21 protein-coding genes and 1 pseudogene are annotated in these 21,552 nt (G+C 72.4%); 16 read left to right on the top strand and 6 right to left on the bottom strand.

The annotated features are described in order from the left end of the window. Positions 1-55: 55 nt before the first annotated feature. The 4 genes from ACQEU8_RS05205 to ACQEU8_RS05190 all read left to right on the top strand — a co-directional run bounded on the left by ACQEU8_RS05205 (position 56) and on the right by ACQEU8_RS05190 (position 2,912). Positions 56-772 (top strand): TIGR04282 family arsenosugar biosynthesis glycosyltransferase, encoded by a 717-nt coding sequence (locus tag ACQEU8_RS05205; protein WP_433097281.1) that lies wholly within the window; start codon positions 56-58, stop codon positions 770-772. Further along, positions 769-1,428 carry a methyltransferase domain-containing protein gene (locus ACQEU8_RS05200; protein WP_433097279.1) on the top strand — a complete coding sequence of 220 codons (660 nt, stop codon included), beginning with the start codon at positions 769-771 and terminating at the stop codon, positions 1,426-1,428. The genes ACQEU8_RS05205 and ACQEU8_RS05200 overlap by 4 nt, the downstream gene beginning before the upstream one ends. A gap of 149 nt (positions 1,429-1,577) precedes the next feature. Continuing rightward, complete coding sequence (locus tag ACQEU8_RS05195) at positions 1,578-1,805, top strand: hypothetical protein (protein WP_433097277.1); 228 nt, start codon at positions 1,578-1,580, stop codon at positions 1,803-1,805. Positions 1,806-1,862: 57 nt separating this feature from the next. Beyond that, positions 1,863-2,912, top strand: coding sequence for a zinc-dependent alcohol dehydrogenase (locus ACQEU8_RS05190; protein WP_433097275.1), 1,050 nt, complete (start codon positions 1,863-1,865; stop codon positions 2,910-2,912). A gap of 39 nt (positions 2,913-2,951) precedes the next feature. Here ACQEU8_RS05190 and ACQEU8_RS05185 read toward each other — a convergent pair whose 3' ends face one another. From ACQEU8_RS05185 to ACQEU8_RS05175, 3 genes are all read right to left on the bottom strand, one after another. Further along, complete coding sequence (locus ACQEU8_RS05185) at positions 2,952-3,080, bottom strand: LPFR motif small protein (RefSeq protein WP_433097273.1); 129 nt, start codon at positions 3,078-3,080, stop codon at positions 2,952-2,954. 71 nt (positions 3,081-3,151) lie between these two features. Further along, a complete protein-coding gene (locus tag ACQEU8_RS05180) occupies positions 3,152-3,673 on the bottom strand; it encodes a methylated-DNA--[protein]-cysteine S-methyltransferase (protein ID WP_433097271.1) in 522 nt (173 codons plus the stop codon). A gap of 217 nt (positions 3,674-3,890) precedes the next feature. Further along, entirely contained in the window at positions 3,891-5,357 is a 1,467-nt protein-coding gene (locus ACQEU8_RS05175; RefSeq protein ID WP_433097269.1) for an FGGY family carbohydrate kinase, read from the bottom strand. A gap of 99 nt (positions 5,358-5,456) precedes the next feature. Here ACQEU8_RS05175 and ACQEU8_RS05170 point away from each other — a divergent pair, with 99 nt between their 5' ends. The 4 genes from ACQEU8_RS05170 (at position 5,457) to ACQEU8_RS05155 (ending at position 8,614) form a co-directional block, all read left to right on the top strand. Then, positions 5,457-5,588 (top strand): hypothetical protein, encoded by a 132-nt coding sequence (locus ACQEU8_RS05170; RefSeq protein ID WP_433097268.1) that lies wholly within the window; start codon positions 5,457-5,459, stop codon positions 5,586-5,588. Continuing rightward, entirely contained in the window at positions 5,585-6,259 is a 675-nt protein-coding gene (locus ACQEU8_RS05165; RefSeq protein WP_433097266.1) for a histidine phosphatase family protein, read from the top strand. Before ACQEU8_RS05170 ends, ACQEU8_RS05165 begins: the two co-directional genes overlap by 4 nt. A 72-nt stretch (positions 6,260-6,331) precedes the next feature. Further along, positions 6,332-7,072: a DeoR/GlpR family DNA-binding transcription regulator gene (locus tag ACQEU8_RS05160; protein ID WP_433102155.1), complete on the top strand. Its 741-nt coding sequence runs from the start codon at positions 6,332-6,334 to the stop codon at positions 7,070-7,072. Positions 7,073-7,126: 54 nt separating this feature from the next. Next, a complete protein-coding gene (locus tag ACQEU8_RS05155; protein ID WP_433097264.1) occupies positions 7,127-8,614 on the top strand; it encodes an FGGY-family carbohydrate kinase in 1,488 nt (495 codons plus the stop codon). A gap of 268 nt (positions 8,615-8,882) precedes the next feature. Here the strand turns inward: ACQEU8_RS05155 and ACQEU8_RS05150 are convergent, their stop codons facing one another. After that, on the bottom strand, positions 8,883-9,788 hold the full coding sequence (locus tag ACQEU8_RS05150) for an aminoglycoside phosphotransferase family protein (RefSeq protein ID WP_433097262.1): 906 nt from the start codon (positions 9,786-9,788) through the stop codon (positions 8,883-8,885). Positions 9,789-9,968: 180 nt separating this feature from the next. Here ACQEU8_RS05150 and ACQEU8_RS05145 point away from each other — a divergent pair, with 180 nt between their 5' ends. The 3 genes and pseudogenes from ACQEU8_RS05145 to ACQEU8_RS05135 all read left to right on the top strand — a co-directional run. Further along, positions 9,969-10,805: a polysaccharide deacetylase family protein gene (locus ACQEU8_RS05145; protein ID WP_433097260.1), complete on the top strand. Its 837-nt coding sequence runs from the start codon at positions 9,969-9,971 to the stop codon at positions 10,803-10,805. 117 nt (positions 10,806-10,922) lie between these two features. Then, the gene (locus ACQEU8_RS05140; RefSeq protein WP_433097258.1) at positions 10,923-11,465 is read left to right on the top strand and encodes a lytic polysaccharide monooxygenase auxiliary activity family 9 protein; all 543 of its coding nucleotides are present in this window, start codon (positions 10,923-10,925) and stop codon (positions 11,463-11,465) included. A 695-nt stretch (positions 11,466-12,160) separates the two neighbouring features. After that, positions 12,161-13,063 (top strand): annotated as a pseudogene (locus tag ACQEU8_RS05135) (MFS transporter); the annotation flags it as partial. Positions 13,064-13,394: 331 nt separating this feature from the next. Here ACQEU8_RS05135 and ACQEU8_RS05130 read toward each other — a convergent pair. Further along, on the bottom strand, positions 13,395-14,540 hold the full coding sequence (locus tag ACQEU8_RS05130; RefSeq protein WP_433097256.1) for a Vms1/Ankzf1 family peptidyl-tRNA hydrolase: 1,146 nt from the start codon (positions 14,538-14,540) through the stop codon (positions 13,395-13,397). 225 nt (positions 14,541-14,765) lie between these two features. Between ACQEU8_RS05130 and ACQEU8_RS05125 the strand changes: the two genes are divergently transcribed. The 4 genes from ACQEU8_RS05125 (at position 14,766) to ACQEU8_RS05110 (ending at position 19,363) form a co-directional block, all read left to right on the top strand. After that, positions 14,766-15,539, top strand: a complete 774-nt coding sequence (locus tag ACQEU8_RS05125; RefSeq protein WP_433097254.1) for a PTS sugar transporter subunit IIA — start codon at positions 14,766-14,768, stop codon at positions 15,537-15,539. 144 nt (positions 15,540-15,683) lie between these two features. Then, positions 15,684-17,315 carry a PTS ascorbate transporter subunit IIC gene (locus ACQEU8_RS05120; RefSeq protein WP_433097252.1) on the top strand — a complete coding sequence of 544 codons (1,632 nt, stop codon included), beginning with the start codon at positions 15,684-15,686 and terminating at the stop codon, positions 17,313-17,315. 91 nt (positions 17,316-17,406) lie between these two features. Continuing rightward, positions 17,407-18,198, top strand: a complete 792-nt coding sequence (locus tag ACQEU8_RS05115) for an alpha/beta fold hydrolase (protein ID WP_433097250.1) — start codon at positions 17,407-17,409, stop codon at positions 18,196-18,198. Between the two features lie 133 nt (positions 18,199-18,331). Then, a complete protein-coding gene (locus tag ACQEU8_RS05110) occupies positions 18,332-19,363 on the top strand; it encodes a glutathione S-transferase family protein (RefSeq protein WP_433097248.1) in 1,032 nt (343 codons plus the stop codon). 194 nt (positions 19,364-19,557) lie between these two features. Here the strand turns inward: ACQEU8_RS05110 and ACQEU8_RS05105 are convergent, their stop codons facing one another. Beyond that, entirely contained in the window at positions 19,558-19,926 is a 369-nt protein-coding gene (locus ACQEU8_RS05105) for a nuclear transport factor 2 family protein (RefSeq protein WP_433097246.1), read from the bottom strand. A 167-nt stretch (positions 19,927-20,093) separates the two neighbouring features. On the opposite strand from ACQEU8_RS05105, the gene ACQEU8_RS05100 reads away from it, so the two are divergent. Further along, positions 20,094-21,548, top strand: coding sequence for a membrane-associated oxidoreductase (locus tag ACQEU8_RS05100; RefSeq protein ID WP_433097244.1), 1,455 nt, complete (start codon positions 20,094-20,096; stop codon positions 21,546-21,548). Positions 21,549-21,552 lie beyond the last annotated feature (4 nt).

Below are 21,552 nucleotides of genomic sequence, written 5' to 3'. Positions count from 1 at the left end.
CAGCCCATCGACGCCCCACCGTGACCACCCCCCGCCCCACGACCGAGGACGCGTGATGCCGGTGCCGGAACCCACCACGCTGCTCGTCATAGCCAAGGAACCCCGCGCGGGCCGCGCCAAGACCCGCCTCGCGCCCGCCTTCACCCCGCAGGGCGCCGCGGCCCTCGCCTCCGCCGCGCTCAGCGACACCCTGCACGCCGTGCTGGCCGCACCCGCACGCCGCCGCATCCTGGTATTGGACGGCAGCCCGGGGCCCTGGCTCCCCGCACCCGGAGAGGGCGGCGACCGCATCACCATCGCCCCCCAGGCGGACGGCGGCCTGGACGAACGGCTGGCCGCGGCGTTCGCCCTGTGCGACGGGCCGGCGCTGCTCGTCGGCATGGACACCCCGCAACTCACCCCCGCGTTACTCGCGCCCGCCACCCGGCCGGACGCCTGGCAGCACCACGACGCCTACTTCGGCCCCGCCGCGGACGGCGGCTTCTGGGCGCTCGGTCTGGCAGCACCGGATCCCGCACTGCTGCGCGGCGTCCCCATGTCCACCGCCACCACGGGCGCGGTGCAGCGCGCCCGGCTCGTCGACGCCGGGCTGCGCGTGTACGACCTGCCGCAACTGCGGGACGTGGACGAGCCCACCGACGCCGCCGCCGTCGCCGCCGAGGCCCCCGACAGCCTCTTCGCGGCCGAACACGCCCGGCTGCGGCGCCTGTTGGGCTCAGGGCACGCGCTGACCGGGCCCGCCACCCGGAGCACGCCAGTGGGGGAGACGTGAGAGGGCGGACGGGCGCTGACAACAGCTCCTGGACCGAGGACCCCTACACCGAGGCCCTCGACCTCGGCTGCGGCCCGCTTCAGCTGCGCGCCCACGACGGCTGGTCGCTCACCCTCGACGTGGAGCGCTGGTGCGCCGTCGCCGACGCGGCCGACATGACCGTCCTCGACCGCTGCCAGGGCACCGTCCTCGACATCGGCTGCGGCCCCGGCCGGCTGGTGGCCGCACTGGGCGAGTACGGGCACCCCTCGCTCGGCATCGACATCAACGCCGCGGCCGTCTCCCGCACCGTACTGCGCGGCGGACACGCCCTGCGCCGCTCCGTCTTCGACCCCCTGCCCCCACCCGGCACCTGGGACACCGCGCTCCTCGTCGACGGCAACGTCGGCATCGGCGGCGACCCCGCACTGCTGCTGCGCCGGGTCGCGCATCTGGTGCGTCGCGGCGGACTGTTGCTGGTCGAGGTCGCGGGGGAGGACGTGGACGAGCGGCTCCATGTGTGGATGGAGAACGGCCGCGGTACGACGGGTACTCCTTTTGCCTGGGCGCGCCTTGGTGCCTCGGCGTTGCATCGCGTAGCTCGTACCACCGGCTGGACCCCGGAAGACACCTGGTCCAAGGACACCCGCGAGTTCACAGCACTGCGCCGCGATTGAGCTGAGGACGCCCTGTTGCGTGCTCCGCGCCGGGGGCTGCGCTTGCCCACCCTGCTCCCCCAAGCTCTTCGAGCAGGGGGCACCCCCATGGGGCACCTCCCGGACGGAGTCGGGGGGAGCAGACTGCCCAAGCTTCGCGGACGGCCCTCGTGCTGGAGAGCGGCGCAGCGGAAGGCCCGGAGCCGCACCGTACGGCGTGCGCGCCCGGCGGCAGCTTCTTCGAGGCCTGGGCCGTACTGGCGGCCGAGGGCGTACGGCCGGCCGTCGTCCGCGCCGAGCACGCCGATGACCCCGGCCGGCCGGCGGCCCGCGGCATCACGGAGACCGTGCACCCTCATGAGGTGCCACGCCCGCGCCGTGCCATGATCCAGGGGTGACCTGAGGCGGAGGCAGCGCAGCACCGCCGCACCGCGCCCCTCGCGAAAGGACACCCGTTGAAGGGGAACTGGCCCGGTGGCACGATGCGTGCCGCCCGTATCACCGGCATCTCCCGCACCGACCTGGCCACCGTCCCGGTGCCCGAACCGGAACCGGGCACGGTGCTGGTGCGCACCCGGCACGTCGGGATCTGCGGCACCGACCTGGAGATCCTGCACGGCACATCGGCGTTCCTCCAGGACGGCCGGATCACCTTCCCGCACGTCTTCGGCCACGAGTGGTACGGAGAGGTGGCCGCCTACGCCGACGAACCCCCGGCGAACGCCCCCGCGGTCGGTTCCCTCGTCGTCGGCCGCACCATGGTGCCGTGCGGCCGCTGCGCCCAGTGCCACGCGGGGCGCGCCCAGATGTGCACCGCGCTGCGGGAGACCGGGCTGTACGGGTTGCAGGGCGGCGCCGCCGACTATGTACGGGTGCCCACGCATGCCCTCACCCCGCTGCCCGCGGGGCTGCCCGAGCCGGCGGGCGCGCTGATCGAACCGGCCGTCTCGGTGGTGGAGGCGTTCGAGCGGGCGCGGCTGCGGTTCGACGACCAGGTTGCCGTCATCGGCACCGGCACCATGGGCCTGCTCGCGGTGCAGTTCGCACACCGGCACGCCGCCAAGGTGCACGCGATCGGTATCGACCGGCCGGGGCTCGACCTCGCACTGCGCTGCGGGGCCGACGCGGCCCTGCACGCCGATGAGGCCCCGCAGAACGCCTACTCCCTGGTCGTGGAGGCGTCCGGCGCCGCCTCGGCCTTCACCGGGGCGCTCGCGATGGCCGAGCGCGGCGGACGTGTCGCGCTGGTGGGCGTCGCCAGGGAACCGGTCTCCTTCGTGCCCGGCGAACTCTCCCTCCAGGGCGTGGACGTGCTCGGCATCCAGCACGGCATCTCCCACTACGACCGTACGGTCGCACTCTTCGAGCAGGGCACCCTGGACGCGGGCCCGCTCGTCGCCGAAAACTTCCCCGCCGATTCCGCGGAGTCCGTTGGCGCGGCCTTCGCGCTGCTGGAGAAGGGCAGAAGCGGACCGCCGAAGGTCCTGCTGACCTTCGGCGGCTGAGCTCTGCTGACGTCTACCGACGTCTGCTCATGTCCGCTTTCACCGCGCCCTGTGGGCGGAGCGGGAGGCTCCGGTGAACAGCCGGGCCAGCGCCCGGAACGGGAGCGTGACGACCGTGGCGATGGCGCCGCCTATGGCGCGCAGCACATCGGCGATGGCGCGGAGCATGGTGTCCTCCTTGCCGCGACGTGGTCTCTGTCCGCCTCACGGGTGGCCGTCACGGCCGAAAACAAACCCCCTCACCACAGCGTCGCCCCGGCACCGCCGCCCTGCGGTACCAGAGCGCCCCGCTCGAAGTCCAGGAGATGCCGCTTGCGTTCGATACCGCCCCCGTATCCGGTCAGCTGCCCGGTGGAGCCGATGACCCGGTGGCACGGGACGATGATGCTGACCGGGTTCCGCCCGTTGGCCAGCCCGACGGCACGCGCGGCACCCGGCCTGCCGATCCGCTCGGCGAGCTCCCCGTAGGACAGCGTCTCGCCGTACGGGATGTCGCACAGCGCGTTCCACACGGTGCGTTGGAAGTCGGTGCCCTGTGGTTGGAGCGGCACCGTGAACTCCTTCCGGTCCCCCGCGAAGTACTCGCCGAGCTGCTCCGCCGCCTGCTCGAAGGCATACGTGCTCGGATCGCGCACCCCGAACGTCTCCTCCGCCGGTCGGTGTCGCTGCTTTTCCATGTAGACGGCGGACAGTGTCCCGTCGGTGGCGACGAGAGTCAGCGGTCCGACGGGGCTGTCGATGACGGTGTGCGTGCGGTCCATGGCGCGTCCCTTCTGTTCCCCTCCAGTCTCGCCGCCCACCGGACGCCGCACCGGCGGAAAAACGACATCGGGGTCCGCCGCGCAGGGAGACGCGCCCGGGGGCGCGGGGAACTGCTCCCCCAGCCTCCGGCCGGGAGGTGCCCCCAAAGCCACGAGGTGCCCGCAGCCCGCGCACTACGGACAGGGGCACCCCCTCACCGGCAATGCAGCGGGGTGCTCACACTCCCCAGCGAGCCCTCGCAGCGGTGATCCGCTCGCGGTACTCCGCGTAGCCGCGCTCGTAGTGGTCGCGGTCGGCGTCGTTCGGCTGTACCAGTCGGTACCCGGCGTTCCAGCGGTCCTGGTCGACGGGGTCGCCCAGGGCGGCGCGGGCGACGATGGCGGCGCCCTTGGCGCCGACCTCTGTCTCGGTCGGTACCCGCACGGGGCGGCCGAGGATGCCGGCGAAGGCGCGCATCCAGCCCTGGGAGCGGGTGCCGCCGCCGCAGGCGGCGAGTGTCCGGGACAGGCCCGCGGTCTCCAGGCAGTGCCGGGCCGCGTAGCCGACCGCCTCGCACATGGCGCGTACCAGGTCGGCACGGTCGTGCGCCAGGGACATGCCCTCGAACGAGGCCCGCGCGGCGGGTGCGACGAACGGCGCGCGCTCACCGGCCTCGGACAGGAACGGCAGCGCCACCACCCCGCGCGCCCCGGCGGGGCTCTTGTCCAGGAGCGCCTCCAGATCGTCGGTGGAGGCGCCGACCACGCCGAGCGCCCAGTCGATCCCGGCGGTGCCGACCATCGCGGGCAGGGCGCGCAGCCAGCGGTCGGTCTCCGGAGTGCACAGCCACATCCCGGCCGGTTCCCCGTCCGGGTCCCGGTCCGTACGGTCGGTGAGCACCTGGCAGGCCAGCGTGGTGCCCACCGTCAGCAGACCGTCGCCGATCTGCTGCACGCCGCTGCCGATGGCGCAGGCGGGCAGGTCGTAGGGGCCGGAGGTGACCGGCAGCCCGGCGGGCAGGCCGAGCAGCGCGGCGCCCTCCGGGTCGAGCGACAGTACGGCGCGCGGGGCGGCGGGCGCGGGCAGCAGGTGGGACAGCTCCGCCACGCCGCAGGCGGCCAGCGCGGCGGGGGAGTAGCTGCGGGTGGCCGGGTCGAGGAACGGCAGCGTGGCGTCGGAGGCGTCGACGCTGACCGTGCCGGTCAGCCGCTGCACTATGGCGTCGACGCAGTAGCCCGCGACCGCGGCGCGCTCCAGCGTCTCGGGCTCGTGCTCACGCAGCCACGCCAGCAGCGGCGCGTGACAGCCGGGGAACATGCCCGAGCCGGTGTGCCGGAAGACCTCGCGCACGGTGCCGTCCTGCTGCCAGCGGCTGACCAACTGCGCCGCGCGGCCGTCCATCCAGGAGATCATGCGCCGTACCGGCCTGCCCTCCGTGTCGCGAAGCCACAGTCCGTCTCCCTGGCCGGTCAGGGCGAGCGCGGCTGGTGGTGCGGGCAGTGCGGCAGCGACTTCTCTCACCACTTCGGCGACGCCGTCCAGCACCTCTTCCAGGTCCTGTTCGACGACACCGCCGGGCTCGCGCAGCAGCGTGGAGCGGCGCGCCGCTGCGTGCAGCCGGTTGCCGTCGCGATCGAAGGCGACGGCCTTGGTGACGGAGGTGCCGATGTCGACACCGATGATCGCCCCAGCGGTTTCAGTCATGGCCGTTCGCCTTCCAGTCCCGGCAGCTCGCACTGCTCTCCACATCGAGATTGTTATATTTATAGCGCTCGACGTGAAGAACCCCAATGGGCAGGAGGTGTGCGTCACACCGCACTGCCCGCCGCACGAAGCCCCGCACCGAACCCTGCCCGCACCCCCACACCGAAGCGCCGCCCCGAACTGCGCACTCCCGCACCGCAGTTCCGCACCGAAGCCCTGGAGGACGTATGACCGCCCGGCTCCTGCTCGTACGGCACGGCCAGACCGTCTGGCACGCGGAGAACCGGTACGCCGGGATCTCCGACATCGCGCTGACCGACGCCGGCCGGCAGCAGGCCGAGCAGCTGGCGGAATGGGCTGTGGCGCGGTCCAGGGAGCAGCCCGTCGGCGCCGTCGTCAGCTCGCCGCTGGAGCGCGCACGGCGCACGGCCGAGCCGGCGGCACGGGCGCTCGGAGTGGTGCCCGGCGTGCACGAGGGGCTGCGCGAGGTCGACTTCGGCTGGGGCGAGGGCCGCACCATCGCGGAGATGACCGCCGACGATCCCGAAGCGGTGCGCGCCTTCCACCAGGACGCGGAGACCGGCGCCTTCCCCGGCTCCGAGCCCCCCAGCGGGGCCGCCCCGCGGGTGTGCGGGGCGCTGCGCGAGGTGGCGGCGGCGCACGACGGGCAGACGGTGCTGGTGGTCGCGCACAACACCGCCTTCCGGATCGCCCTGTGCGCGATGCTCGGCATCCCCGTCGGCCGCTACCGGCTCGTCCTGCCCCGGCTCGACAACGCGGCGGTCACCGAGATCGAGGTGGCCGGCGACCGTACGGCGCTGCGCTCGCTGAACGTACCGACGGGCACCGGCGCGGCCACTGCGGGCCGGCTGCCGCTGACGGCCCCCACGGCCGCCGGCTGAGGGGGAGACGCCGTGCCGAACCAGGGACCGCCCGCCGGCTCCGCCCGCTCGCAGGAGAGCCGCAGACAGCGCATGGCCGAGCACGTCGTCCAGCACGGGACGGTGACCGTCAGCTGGCTCGCCGAGACCATGGGCGTCAGCGTGATGACCGTGCACCGTGATCTGGACGCGCTCGCCAGACGTGGTGTGCTGCGGCGCTTCCGCGGCGGTGTCTCCGCGCTGCCCACCAGCGTCTTCGAGAGCAACCTCGACTACCGGCTGGGCGTCCATGTGGCGCAGAAGGAGGCCGTGGCCCGGGCCGCCGCCGAGCTGGTCGAGCCCGGTATGTCGGTGATGCTGGACGACTCCACGTCCGTACTGGCGCTGGCTCCGCTGCTGCGCGAGAAGACGCCGCTGACCGTGCTGACCAACGCGCGCCGGGTGCTGGAGGTGTTCGCCGGGTGCGAGGAGATCCGGCTGATCGCACTGGGCGGCGAGTACTCGCACACCCACGACTCGTTCCTCGGCGTCCCCTGTGTGGAGGCCATCGAGGCGGTGTCCGTGGATCTGGTGCTGGTGAGCACGTCCGCGATGAACGGGCACATGACCTTCCACCAGGAGCAGGACGTGGTGCTGGTCAAGCGCGCCATGCTCGCCTCCGGGAGGCGGGCGGCGCTGCTGATGGACCACTCCAAGGTCGCCCGTACCGCGCTGCACCGGCTGTGCCCGGTGGCCGACTTCGACCATGTCGTGGTGGACGACGGGGTGTCCGGTCAGCTGCTGGCCGAGCTGCGCGAGCACGCCGACGTCCGGGTCGCGGAGGTGAGCGGCTGACCGCCGATATCACACCACGCGTGTGAAATTAACACTCTTACTGAAAGGGATGCCATGCACAGCCCAGCCCCGGCGCCCGGAGAATCGCCCTCCGCTTCCGCCGCCACCCCCCTCGTCGCCGGGATCGACGTCGCCACGGCCGCCGTCCGCGTCGTCTGCGTGGACGCCCACGGCACGGTGTTCGCCGAGGGCCGGGCCGCTCTGCCGCAGCCGGTCCGCGACGGCGGCGGCCGCAGCGAGCAGGACGCCACCCGCTGGTGGCCCGCCGCGGCCGAGGCGCTGCGCCGGGCCACCGCGGCGCTGCCCGCACACGGTGCCGAGGTGCGGGCCGTCGCCGTCTCCGCCACCTCGGGCACCCTCGTACTGGCCGACGCGGACGGCCGGCCACTGGGCCCCGCGCTGATGTACGACGACCGCAGGGCCGCGGACCTCAACGCCGAAGCGCAGCGCGTGGGCGCGCCCCGGTGGCAGGCGCTCGGCCTCACCGTCGGGCCCACCGCGGCGCTGGGCCGCGTCGCCTGGTACGCGCGGCACACCGCCGACTTTCCCGGCGCCGCGCGGCTCGTGCACACCCCCGATCTGATCGGCCGCCACCTCACCGGGGCACCCGTCGCCACCGACTGGAGCCACGCGCTCAAGACCGGCTACGACCCGCGCACGGGCGAGTGGCCCGGCGAGGTCCTCGACGCGCTCGGCATCCCGGCGCACTGGCTGCCCTCCGTCCGGCCGCCGGGGACCTCCGTCGGCACCGTATGCGCCGAGGCGGCGGCCGAGACCGGGCTGCCGGTGGGCTGCGACGTACGGCTCGGTATGACGGACGGCTGCGCGGGCCAGCTCGCCACCGGCGCGGTGGCACCCGGCCAGTTCGTCGGGGTCCTCGGCACGACGTACGTACTGAAGGGCGTCACCCGCGATCTGGTCACCGATCCGGCCGGCGCCCTCTACAGCCACCGGCACCCGGATGGCTGGTGGCTGCCGGGCGGCGCCTCCAACACCGGCGGCGAAGCCCTCGCCCACCGCGCCGCCGAACGGCTGCAGGCGCTCGACGAGGCAGCCGCAGCGCGCGGGCCCGCGTCCTGCGTCAGCTATCCGCTGCGGCGCGAGGGTGAACGCTTCCCGTTCGTGGCCGGGCAGGCCCGCGGCTTCACCCTGGGCACCCCGGCCGACGACGCCGACCGGCACCGCGCGGACCTGGAGGGCGTCGCCTTCCTCGAACGGCTCGCCCTGGAACGGGTCGCCGCGCTGGGCGTGCCCGTCGAGGCGCCGCTGTACGCGGCGGGCGGTGGCAGCCGCAGCCCACTGTGGACCCGCATCCGCGCCACCGTGCTCGGTGTGCCCCTGCGGGTGGCCGACCGCGCGGAAACCGCGTTCGGCGCTGCGCTTTTGGCTTCGACCGGGACGTTGTACGGCACCGTCGAGGAGGCCGCCGCCGCGATGACCGGTGAGGGCCGGCTGGTCGAACCGGTGCCGCAGGAGAAGGCCGCACTGGACGACTCGTATGCGCGCTTCACGGAGGAGCTGGCCACGCGGGGGTGGTTGTAGTCGGACGTGGTGGTTGCGGCCCCGCCTGTTCCGCCGGACCCTCGCCGTCGTGGTTGCGCGCCGTCGCGGCGGACAAGATGTGGGGGCTCCGCCCCCACACCCCCAGGCTGGGGCTTGACGCCTGAACTCCCGCGCGGGGCAGTGGGGGCGAAGCCCCCACAACCACTGCCGCCGGGACGGCGAGCAACCCAGACGGCGAGGGTCTGGGGGTACCTCCCGGCCGGAGGCTGGGGGAGGCATAGGCGACGGCCGCAACAAGTACGTGCGGTCAGAACGGGTGCCAGCGGACCGTGGGGTCCGAATCGCGTAGGGAGGCCACCCGGCGTTGGAACTCCGCGCGGGCGGCGGGGTTGCCCGGCGCGTGTTGGGAGACCCACGCGCAGCTTGCGGTCTCGCGCGCTCCGCGGAGCACCGCGCACCCCTCCCACTCGCGCACGTCCCAGCCGTAGGTGGCGCAGAACGCCTCGTACTCCGGCTCCGGCAGCCCGTAGCGGTCGTGGCTGAGCGCCATCACGACGAGGTCGTGCTCGCGCAGGTCGGAGGAGAACGTCTCCAGGTCCACCAGCAGCGGCCCCTGGGGGGTGACGTGGACGTTGCGGGGCAGCGCGTCCCCGTGCACCGGGCCGGGCCGCAGGTGGGGGACGAGGCCGGGCAGCGCGGCGAGGATGTCGTCCCGGCGCGCCCGCAGGAACGCCGCGTCCTCGCGCGGCACCGCGTCCCCGGCCAGCCGCAGCCACCGCTCCACCCCGCCCAGCAGCTCCCGCGGAGGCAGGGGGCACCCCCTGCTCGAAGAGCTTGGGGGAGCGAACGGCGGCTCGGGCAGCGCGTGGACGAGCCGTAGCAGACCGGCCAGGTCCGCGGCGCCGGCGGGCCGCACCGCGGCGGGCAGCCGCTGCCAGAAGGTGACCGGGTGGTCGCCGACCAGCCGCGCCTCCGGTTCGGCCGCCCGGACCGCGGGCACCCCCTCGCTCTCCAGCCAGGTCGCCACCCGCAGCTCGTGCTCGGCGCGCGCGAGCAGCTGCGGGTCCCGGCCGACCCGCACCACGGTCCCGTCCAGCCCGAATACGGCGTTCTCGCCGAGCGACAGCAGCTCCGCCGTACCGCCGCGGCCGTCCGTCGCGGCGGCCAGCACCTCCCGCGCCAGATCCTCGGTGAATGCCACGCTGGTCGCCATCGCCTGTGCTCTCCCTGCTCTTGGTCGGTCTGTCCCCAGGCTGTCAGGGTGCCCCGGCCGCAGCTGCCCAGCCGTGCCTCGAATGCGGCGTATCTCTCATCTCAGGGACGCAACCGCTGTTCCTCCCGAGAGGTCTGCATCATTGCAAGTTCGGTGAAAACGGGCAGTTGGGAGCAAGAAGTGCACAGCAAGCGGGGCAGCAGGCCGGGAACCGTGGCGATCACCGCCGCGGCGGGGACCGTGGCGGTCGGTCTGCTGACGGCTTTCCTCGGGACGGGTTCGGGGGCTGCCGCCTCGAGCCGGCATCCGGGCTGGGAGCAGAGCGTGCGCGCCGCGCGCGTACAGCAGGGCGCCCAGACCCCGGCCGGGAAGAAGTCCCACGCCAAGCCCGCGAAACCGAAGGCTCCCCGGAAGACGGGCCGGGGGATAAGCCACCACACCGCCGCCGGCGGTCGCTCGGTCTCGCTCACCCTGGACGACGGTCCGCACCCGGAGTGGACGCCGAAGATGCTGGAGCTGCTGCGCCAGTACCACGTCAAGGCGACCTTCTGTCTGATAGGCCCCAACGCGGAGCAGCACCCCAGGCTCGTCAAGCGGATCGTCGCCGAGGGGCACCGGCTGTGCAACCACTCGGTCGACCACGACACGGGGATGGACCACAAGTCGGTGGCCTACCAGAAGCGGCAGATACTCGACGCCAAACGCATGATCGACAAGGCGTCGGGCGGTGCGCCCGTCTACTACTACCGGGCACCCGGCGGGGCCTTCACCCCCGCCAGCCGGCGGGTCGCGGCAGAGCACGGAATGCGGCCGCTGGGCTGGGTCGTCGACCCCGGGGACTGGCAGCTTCCCGGTACGGAGGCGATAGTCCGGCAGGCCAAGGAGCAGATGGAGGACGGCGCGGTGATCCTCTTCCACGACGGCGGCGGCGACCGCGTCGAGTCTTACGAGGCGCTGCGGCAGTTGCTGCCCTGGCTGAAGGAACAGGGCTACAGCTTCAGCTTCCCGAAGGCTTGACCACGCGGAGGACCACCTGGAGGCACTGCTGTGCCGCGAAGGCTTGACCGTCCACGGCTAGTCGTTAAAGTCCAGACCAATCCCCACTGTGTGCTCTCCCCCACCGAAGGAGCTGAGATGCACCGAACGACGCGCCAAAAGCAGCACAGCAGACGCAAGCTAGCGGCACTGACCGGCGTCGGCCTCGCACCCCTCCTGGTCCTCGGTCTCACCGCCACCCCGGCCAACGCGCACGGCTGGGTCACCAACCCCGCGAGCCGGCAGGCCCAGTGCGCCACCGGCGTCGTCTCCTGCGGCGACATCAAGTGGGAGCCGCAGAGCGTCGAGGGCCCCAAGGGGCTCAAGGACTGCGCCGGCGGCAACGCACGCTTCGCCGAACTGCGCGACGACAACAAGGGGTGGCAGGTCACCAACGTCGGCCGCTCGGCCACCTTCAACTGGAAGCTGACGGCACGTCACCGCACCACCACCTGGCAGTACTTCATCGGCGACACGAAGATCGCCGAATTCGACGACGGTGGCGCGCAGCCCCCGGAGTACGTCTCCCACAACGTCGACTTCCGCGGCTTCACCGGAAAGCAGAAGGTACTCGCGGTGTGGAACATCGCGGACACGGCCAACGCCTTCTACGCCTGCGTCGACCTCAACATCGGCGGCTGACACCCGGCGCCGGCCCTCGGCGCCGCCGTGGCCGACGACTGACCTCCCCGTCGGCCACTGACGAGCGCCGGCTTCGGCCGACGCCTCGTTCCGCCTCCCGGCCGGGGCGGCTCCACCTCCCTCCGGCCGGGAGGACCCGCCCGTCGGCCGGTCCACTCCGGGCCGACGGGCACCACGGCCACCCCGCGCCGGGTGGCCGTGGTCACGGCCGGGTCGCGGTCAACGGCGAAGCGTGAATCGGCCGCTTTCTCCGGTTCACCGGTCGACCGCGGTCCGCACCGGTCGGATTTCGCCATTCGGTTGCCATACGCAATTCACTTGCTGGTAACCGCAATTCTTGCGCCACAACCGCCGCATTCGTCACCGGCAACTCTCTTTACCCGTAAGGCGATCGGCGAAGTCCATGGCGACACGCCGAATCACGGACCTTCCACGGATGGCCTCTTGGTGGCCCGGCGCCCCGACTGCCTTGATTCCAGGGGGAGTTCGGAGAATTCCCAGAATCCTATTATGGGCAGCCTTATGGGGAAACCGTTTGCTCGAATCCGGTATTGCGGCACGCTTCCTTTCAAGGAACGGCCCGCCGAGGCGAGCCGGGCAGCCCAACACCCCACTCCTGCAAGGAGGTCCCGTTGCCCCTTGCCCTCCTGGCCCTGGCCATTGCAACGTTCGGTGCGGGCACGGCCGAGTTCGTGATGATAGGTCTACTGCCCGAGGCCGCCTCCGACATGGGAGTGAGCATCTCCGATGCCGGTGGCTATGTCTCCGCCTACTCACTCGGTGTCGTGATCGGGGCACCGCTTCTCACCATCGCGGGTATGCGGGTCCGCCGTAAGACAATACTGCTCGTGATGACCGGCCTGTTCATTTTCGGAAACACAGCGTCAGCCCTTGTCCCGAGCCATGAACTGCTCCTGGCGGCGCGCTTTACGGCAGGGCTGCCGCACGGTGTGTTCTTCGGAATCGGGGCTGTTGTCGCGGCCGGACTCGTCCCGTCCGAAAAACGCGGCAGAGCACTCTCGGTGGTGCTGGTCGGTGTGCCGATGGCCAACATCGTCGGCTCCCCGCTGGGCACCCTGCTCGGGCAGACGGTCGGCTGGCGCTGGACGTTCATCGTCGTCGCGGGCATCGGCCTGTTCGGCTTCGTCTCCCTCGCGACGCTGATTCCCGTACAGCGCGAACCCGGCAGAGGAACCGTGCGCGGCGAGCTCGGCATATTCAAGAGACCACAGGTGTGGCTCGCCTATGCCGTGGTGGTGTTCGGCTTCGCCGGCACCTCGTCGTTCTACACCTACATCCAGCCGCTGGTCACCCAGGTCAGCGGCTACACCCCCACGGCCGCCACAGCGCTACTGGCCCTCGCAGGGGCGGGCATGACGGTGGGCACCATGCTCGGCGGCCGGCTCGCCGACTGGCCGGTACGCACCATCTGCTGCGCCCTGCTGGCCCTCGCGCTCTCACTCGTCATGATTCAGGTGACAGCGCAGAACACCGTCCTGGTCGCCGTCAACGTGTTCCTCACCGGGATCGCCGGCATGGCCGCCATCCCCAGCGTCCAGGCGCGCATTCTCGACCACGGGAGGGACGCGCCCGAACTCGGCTCCGCCAGCGTGCAGTCCGCCTTCAACATCGCCAACTCGCTGGGCGCCTCGCTCGGCGGTGTGGTCATCGCCGCGGGCTTCGGCCTCACCTCACCGAGCTGGCTCGGCGCACTGCTGGCACTGGCGGGCGCCTGCTTCGGGCTGCTGTCCGGGTGGCTGGACCGCAGCTCCGGCTCCTGGGAGGTCGCTCCCTCCGCCGCCTCCTGGAAGAGCGTCAAATCGGAAGCGTTATGGGCCCGAGCGGTACCGGCGCGGTCCGTTCCCGCCCCCGGCCGGGCGGACCCGCGCACCAGGCGCTCAAGGGGAACCAGGCGCCCAGGGGGAGGGGTCACCCCGTGGCGGCTGTCCCCTCCTGGTGGCTCCACCGCAACAGCGCTCCGAGCCCACCGACCGGCAGTTCCTCCTCCGGATCGGCGACCAGCACCTCGGCATCGGTCGCCAACGCGGAGCGCAGCAGCGCGTCGTCGGCGCGCGCGGGCGCGGGGTCAGGGGCGCCGAGGTACTGCAGCTCGGAGCGCCGCACGGCCACCTGGTCGTAGCCGTCACCCACCCACACCTCGCGTTCCCGGTCCGGACCGCCGGGCCGCACCAGCAGGGTGTCGACCCGGTGTTCACGCGCCGCCTCGACCAGGGAGGGCACCGTCTCCGCGGTGGCCGAGCCGGCGGGCGCGGGACCCGGCAGATGGGCGGCCCGCATCGCGGTCAGTGCCCGAGCGGTGTGCTGGGCGACGAACTCCTCGCGGGCCCGCGCCGTCTCCCGGTCCAGCAGTTCGGAGGAGGAGCCCGCCGCGCGGCCACCGTGCGAGGTCTCCACGGCGATGGCCCGCAGCTGTTCGGGCAGCCGGTCACGGACGGCACGCCGCTCCCGAGGGTCGCCGCTGAGCATGAGCACATCGGCGCCGGTCTCCTCGAAGCGGCGGGCAATGGCCTCGGCGACCAGCCCGGCGTTGCTCTCCCAGGTGTTCTCCACCCGCAGCTGGAAGTGCTTCTCGGAAAGCTCCCCGGTGGCGGTGCGGTGCACCGGCCACTCCTCGCCGGTCGCCTGCCCGGCGCTGTGCGTACCGCGCGCGTCCACCAGTTCGAAGTCGGCGCCCGTACGGTCGATGCGCGCCGTCAGGCAGCGCGGGTTCTCGCCCAGCAGCTCGGGCAGCGGCCCCAGGTGCGGCAGCGCCGACCAGCAGACGTGGTTGCGGTCGGGCGCCACGGTCAGCGGCAGATCGAGTACCACGTCACCGTTGGCCGCGAACACCACACTGCCCTGCGGCTGGGTCCGCGGGGAGAGCGCGGCCAGATGCCCGGTGACGGCGTCCACGGTGGCCGCGTCGGCCCCCTGCCGCTTCAGCTCGTCCCCCGCGGCACGGGCCGCCAGGCGGCGCTCGTCCCCGGCGGTCTCGGTGGCCCGTGCCGTGCTCGTGTAGACGGTGGCCCACGGCCCGCTCCGGTCGAGAAGGGGTGCGAGGGAATCGAGGCGCATGGTTCCTCCCTGCTTCGTGCGGGGCGCGTTGTGCGTCTGTCCACGGAGTGCCGCGGCGAGTCCGGTACGCCGGTGGCGACCGTGACCATCCACGGACAGCGCGGGTACCCCTCGCCCCTGGCACCGACACGGGAGCCGTCCGTACGGGAGCGCGCCGCACCGGCCTCAGGACGCGTGGGGGGAGGCGCCCTGACCTCGTGCGGAGCGGCGTGTCAGGATCCGGGCATGGCGTCACTGAGCGAACTGCTGCCCCGCGAGGCGATCCGGCTGGACATACCCGCGGCGGACTGGCGCGCCGCCGTGCGCGCGGCGGGCGAACTGCTGGTCACGCGGGGTACCACTACCGACGCGTACACCGACGAGATGATCCGCAACGTCGAGGAGAACGGGCCGTACATCGTCATCGCGCCCGGTCTCGCCTTTGCGCACGCCCGCCCCTCGCCCGCGGTGCGGCGTACGGGCATGGCGTGGGTGCGGCTTGCCGAGCCCGTCGCGTTCGGGCACGAGACGAACGACCCGGTCACGCTGGTCGTCGCACTGGCGGCAGCGGACTCCGGCGCCCATACGGCGGCCATGGCGGCCCTCGCCCGGCTGCTCGGCGACCCGGACACCGAGGCGGCCCTGCGCACCGCGGCCACTCCCGAGGAGCTGCACCGGTTGATCGCGCAGCCGAAGCCCGACGACGAACAGCCCGTACGGGCGAGTGGACCGGCCGTGCAGAAGATCCTCACCGTCTGCGGCAACGGCGTCGGCACCAGCCTCTTCCTCAAGAACACCCTGGAACAGGTCCTCGACTGCTGGGGCTGGGACCGGCACATCACCGTCGAGGCCACGGACACCATCTCGGCGAAGGGCAAGGCGTCCGAGGCCGCGGCCATCCTCACTTCGCGCGAGATCGCCAGGACCCTCGGTGACGTGGGCATCCCGGTGAAGGTCGTGGAGGACTTCACCAGCGCGAAGGAGGTCGACGCGGCGCTGCGGGAGACGTACGACGTGTGAACCGCGCACCGCAGCCCCGCAGCAGGCCCCTGACCCCCCACGACAGAACCCCCTGAACCCGCCTCCCTAGACAGAACCCCCACGACACAACCACCTCGCACGAGCACACTGAGCACACGAGCACGGCACGAAGCGGAAGGCGCCATGGACTGGCTGGTCACGATCGCGAAGTTCCTCGTCAACGAGATCCTGAGCGTTCCCGCGTATCTCATCGGTCTCATCACGGCGGCGGGCCTGATCGCGCTGAAGAAGTCGGCGGGACAGATCGTCGGCGGTGCCATCAAGGCGACGCTGGGCTTTCTGCTGATCGGCGCGGGCGCGGGGCTCGTCGTCAGCTCGCTGGCGCCGCTGGGCGAGATGATCCAGGGCGCCACCGGAGCGCACGGGGTGATCCCCACCAACGAGGCGATCGTCGGAATCGCCCAGGCCAAGTTCGGCGCGCGCGTCGCCTGGCTGATGATCGTCGGCTTCGGACTCGGCCTGCTGCTGGCCCGGTTCACACCGTTGCGATACGTCTTCCTCACGGGCCACCACATGCTGTTCATGGCGACGCTGCTGACCATGGTGCTGGCGACGGCGGGGCTGTCCGGGTGGGTCGTGGTGACGGTCGGCGGCGTGCTGCTGGGCATTCTGCTCGTCTCGATGCCCGCCTTCGCACACCCGTGGACCAAGCGCATCACCGGCAACAACAGCATCGCCATCGGCCACTTCGGAACGGCGGGCTATGTGACGGCCGGTGCTGTCGGCCAGCTCGTGGGCAAGCGCAGCCGCAGTACGGAGGACATGAAGCTGCCCGAGGGGCTGCGCTTCCTGCGGGACTCGATGGTCGCCACCGCGCTGTCCATGCTGCTGATCTACGTGGTCATGGCGGTCCTCTACGTCGCCAAGGCCGGTGAGAAGACGGCCTTCAAGGCATTCGCCATCGAGGGCGGACAAGCCGCCACCGATCTCGGCGACTATCTGATGCAGGCCATCATGCAGGGCCTCCAGTTCGGCATCGCGGTCGCCGTCATCCTCTTCGGCGTCCGGACGATCCTCGGCGAACTCGTCCCCGCCTTCCAGGGCATAGCCCAGAAGGTCGTCCCCGGCGCCGTGCCCGCACTGGACGCGCCCATCGTCTTCCCGTACGCGCAGAACGCGGTGCTCGTCGGCTTCCTGGCCAGCTTCGTCGGTGGGCTGTGCACCCTCGCCCTGCTGGCCTGGGTGCTCAACCCCGCGTTCGGCCTCGCGCTCGTGCTGCCGGGCCTGGTGCCGCACTTCTTCACCGGCGGCGCGGCGGGCGTCTACGGCAACGCGACCGGGGGCAGGCGCGGCGCTGTCCTCGGCTCCTTCTGCAACGGCGTACTCATCACCCTGCTGCCCGCCGTGCTGCTGAAGGTGCTGGGCGCCTTCGGGGAGGAGAACACCACCTTCGGAGACGCCGACTTCGGCTGGTTCGGCTCCCTCATCGGCTTCGCGGGAAAGGTGGGCGAGACCGGCGGCATCGTACTGATGCTCGCCACCGGGGGCGTGGTGCTGGCGGGCGCCATCCTGGTGCAGAAGCGTGTCGTCGAACCCGGCTGGGACCCTGGAGCGCGCCGCGACGCCCTGCTGCCGCCCGACGCCGTCGGCGCCGGCGCGCCCTCCGACGTGCCGACCGGTACCGGAACCGCCGAGCCCGGTACCGGCGCGGCGGCCCCCGCAGCGGGCGCCGCGACGGCCACCGTCCCGCGCGGCTACGCCAAGCTGCCGCCGCCCGCAGGTGCCCCCACGCCGCCTCCGCCGCCCGAGGACTGAACCGGCCGCGGGCCGCGCCGCGTTTCGCCCGGGTTGTCACTGGCTGCTGGTAGAAGTCTCAGCACAACACCACAGCCAGGAAGGGCCCGCCATGACCGTGCGCTTCACCACTTCCCTCGACGGCACGAAGCTCGCCTACGAGCAGTTCGGCGACGGCCCGCCCGTCGTCCTGGCGGGCGGGGCGCTCACCACCCGCACCGCGGGCGTGCCGCTCGCCCGCCAGCTCGCGGGCCTGGGCCTTTCCGGAGTGGTGTACGACCGGCGGGGGAGGGGCGACAGCGGCGACACCGAGCCCTACGCGCCCGCGCGTGAGGGCGAGGACCTGGCCGCCGTCGCCGCGGCGCTCGGCGCGGGAGAGGTGTTCGCGTTCGGGATGTCCTCCGGCGGCCTCGTCGTCCTCGAGGCGGCGGCACACGCCGGGGCCGCGCTCAGCAGACTCGTCCTCTTCGAACCGCCCTTCACCGGCGCCGCTGGGGAGCTTCAGGACCCGGTCCGGGTGGCCCGGCTGATCGAGCTCATCGGGCAGGGCGAGCGCTCCCAGGCGGTCGCGCACTTCATGGCGGAGATCATCGGGCTGCCCCCGCAGGCCGTTGAAGGCGCCCGCCGGTCCCCGGCATGGGACGACATGACGAAGATCGCCCACACGCTCTCCTACGACACCACGCTGCTCGGCGACGGGACGCTGCCGACCGAAACGCTGGCCGCGGTGCGCGTCCCGACCCTCGTGCTGTCCAGCGACGCCAGCACGCCGGTACTCCAGGACGCGGCCCGCGCGACCGCCCGGGCCCTGCCGTACGGTGAACACCGCGCCGTGCCCGGCGCCTTCCACCAGGTGCCCCCGGAGGACCTGGCTCCGGTGGTGCGGGACTTCCTGGCCGGCTGAGCTCGTCCCGCGGTCATGCCGGGCGTTCGGTTCATCCGCTCACGCGTCGATACTCGGCACGGACCGTGTCGGAGTGATGGGATGCGCTCGGGCGAGTGACGACTCCGCCCCGACCTGCGAGAAGGAGACCGGAATGAGCACCGCTGAGGCCGGCGACGGCGCCGGGAACACCGAGTACGGCCGGAAGGCGTTCAAGAGGTCCAAGAGCCACTTCGCCGACCGGATCACGGCCGACGGCCGGGACGGCTGGCCCGTCGAGGCGGGCCGCTACCGGCTCGTCGTCAGCCGCGCCTGCCCGTGGGCCAGCCGCGCCCTGGTCTCGCGGCGACTGCTGGGGCTGGAGAGCGCGCTCTCGCTGGCCGTCACCGACCCGATCCAGGACGACCGCAGTTGGCGCTTCACCCTCGACCCCGACGGCCGCGACCCGGTGCTCGGCATCCACTTTCTGCACGAGGCGTACGACAAGCGGGAGACGGACTATCCGGGCGGGGTCAGCGTGCCCGCCATCGTTGACGTGCCCAGCGGCAAGCTGGTCACCAACGACTTCCAGCAGATCACCCTCGATCTGGCCACGGAGTGGCGGGAACTGCACCGGCCGGGCGCGCCGGACCTCTACCCGGAGGCGCTGCGCGACGAGATCGACGAGGTGGCCGAGGGCATCTACCGGGACGTCAACAACGGCGTCTACCGGGCCGGTTTCGCCACCACGCAGCAGGACTACGAGACCGCGTACGCGGACGTCTTCCGCCGGCTGGACCTGGTGTCGGAGCGGCTGCGGGACCGGCGCTACCTGGTGGGCGACACCCTCACCGAGGCGGACATCCGGCTGTTCACCACGCTGGTGCGGTTCGACGCCGTCTACCACGGCCACTTCAAGTGCAACCGCAACAAGCTGGAGCAGGACCCGGTGCTGTGGGCGTACGTGCGGGACCTGTACCAGACGCCGGGGTTCGGCGACACGGTCGACTTCGACCACATCAAGCGGCATTACTACGTCGTGCACACCGGCATCAACCCCACCTCGATCGTGCCCGCCGGGCCCGATCTGTCCGGCTGGCTGACCCCCCACCACCGCGAACAACTCGGCGGCCGCCCCTTCGGCGACGGCACCCCACCGCCGCCCGTCCCTGCCGCCGAAGAGGTCCCATCCGGCCACCGCCCCTGACACGAGGGGGCACCCCTCCGGGGGCGCGGGGAACTGCGCGCGTGACGACGGCGGCGGGTGCGTCGCCGGCGGTCCGCACCATCCGAGCTGTGTTGCGCGCGTTGCGCGGCCGGCTCGGTTGGTGCGGTGGTTGCGCGTCTGCGGGTTGTGTGTGGCTGGTCGCGCAGTTCCTCGCGCCCCTGACGGGGCGCGGGTCAGGCGTTGGGGACGCGGTCCAGGAAGCCCTGGACCGCGGTGATCCGGCCGTCGTCGGCCAAGGTGAGCACATCGGAGCCCGCGGCGGGCGAGGAGCCGTCCGCCGTGACGACCAGGTCCCAGGAGAAGCGGGCGATGTCGTGGTGCCCGTCGACCGTGCCGGTGAGCCGGAACTCGCAGCCGGGGAACTGCTCCCGCGCCGCCCCGATCGCGGCAGCCAACTCGTCGTGGCCCGACACCTGCGCCAGCGGGTCGGTGTAGCTGCCGTCCTCGGTCCACGCCGCGGCGACGGCCTTGGCGCGGCTCTCGGCGTCCGGCGCGTTCCAGGCGGCGAAGTAGCGCTCGACAGCGGCCTCGTAGCGATTCATGGCGTACGTCCCCTCACTCGGGTGGGCTCCCGCAGGTCTTGTCCGGCGGCGATGCCACGACAATGCCGCCGCACCGGCCCCCGGTCGATTACGCGCGGGGTAATGCCCGACCCGGCCACGACGGCCCGGAGTTGACGTGTTCGCGGCCTGCGTGAAGAGTCCCGCGTGTGGAGATCAACGAACTGACGGCGCCCGAACGGCAGGTGTGGGCCGCGTTTCCGCGGGGCGAGGAAGTGGACCTCTCGGCGGACGACGACCGGGCGGTGCGGGCGCGGGTGCTGCGCTCGCTGATGCTGACCGTGCCGGAGGTGGACGGGGAGATACCGGCGCTGCGGCTGACAGGTGCGCGGGTCACCGGCGAACTCGACCTCCACTCCGGCGTCGTCACCGTCCCGGTGTCCCTGCGGGACTGCGACTTCGACCGGGGAGTTGTGCTCTATGGCGCAGAGTTCCGGCAGCTCACCCTGCGCGGCTGCCGGATGCCGGAACTGTGGGCGACCACGCTGCGGGTGGAGGGGGCGCTGCGGCTCAACGACTGCCGCGTTCCGGGGTCGGTGAAGCTGGGCGGAGCGCGCATCGGGGGTGCGCTCTTCCTCGACCGTGCCGTGCTGGGGGCGGAGCCGGGACAGCAGAGCCCCGGGGAGAGCGGGGCAGCTCTGCGACTGGACCACGCCACCATCGGCGAGGACCTGCGCGCCGCCAGGCTGACCGTCCATGGGCTCGCGCGGCTGGACGGTATGACGGTGACGGGCTACATCCGGCTCGACAACGCCCGCTTCCTGCACCCGGGCCACCCGGACAACACCGCGCTCCAGGCGGAGACTCTCACCGTCGGTACCGACCTGCGAGCCAGGCGGCTGCGTGCCGAGGGCCGGGTCAACCTGCGCGGGGCCACCGTTCCGGGCCAGCTCGACCTCAACCGGGCGCGGCTCTCCAACCCCGGCGGCGTCGCCCTGCGGGCCAGCAGCTGCACGGTTGGGGAGCTCTGGCTGCGCGAGGCCGTTCCTGTCGAGGGCATCGTCAGCCTTCGCCGGTCCCGTCTCGACATGCTGCGCATTGAGCCGGAGGTGTGGCCCGACGAGGTACGTCTCGACGGACTCATCTACACCACCCTCGCGCCAACTCTGCCCGCCGCCGAGCGGCTTCAGGTGCTCACCCGCGACGGGGACGGCTACGTACCCTTCGCCTACGAACAGTTGACCGCTGCCTACCGGCACATCGGCGACGACGCAGCGGCCCGCACCGTGCAGCTCGCCAAGCAGCGCAGGCTCCGCGCGACGCTGTCCCCGCACGGGCGACTGTGGGGGTACCTCCAAGACGTGACCGTCGGCTACGGCTTCCGCCCCATGCGGGCTGCCGGGTGGCTGGCCGGGCTGCTCCTGCTGGGGGCGCTCGCGTACGGACTGCACCCGCCGCGTCCGCTCAAGGCCGGCGAGGCGCCCGACTTCAACCCCTTCGCCTACGCCCTCGACCTGCTGCTGCCCATCATCGACTTCGGCCAGGAGAAGGCGTACGCCCCGCAGGGCGGGTACCAGTGGCTGGCGTATCTGCTCATCGTGGCGGGCTGGGTGCTGGCCACCACATTCGTGACAGGCGTCAACCGGGCGGTGACCCGGAACTGACCAC

Source organism: Streptomyces sp. CA-250714 (assembly GCF_050936705.1).
In the GTDB taxonomy this organism is placed as follows: Bacteria; Actinomycetota; Actinomycetes; order Streptomycetales; family Streptomycetaceae; genus Streptomyces.
The sequence above is the reverse complement of the archived record's forward strand: the minus strand, read 5'-3'. Positions and strand labels throughout refer to the sequence as shown.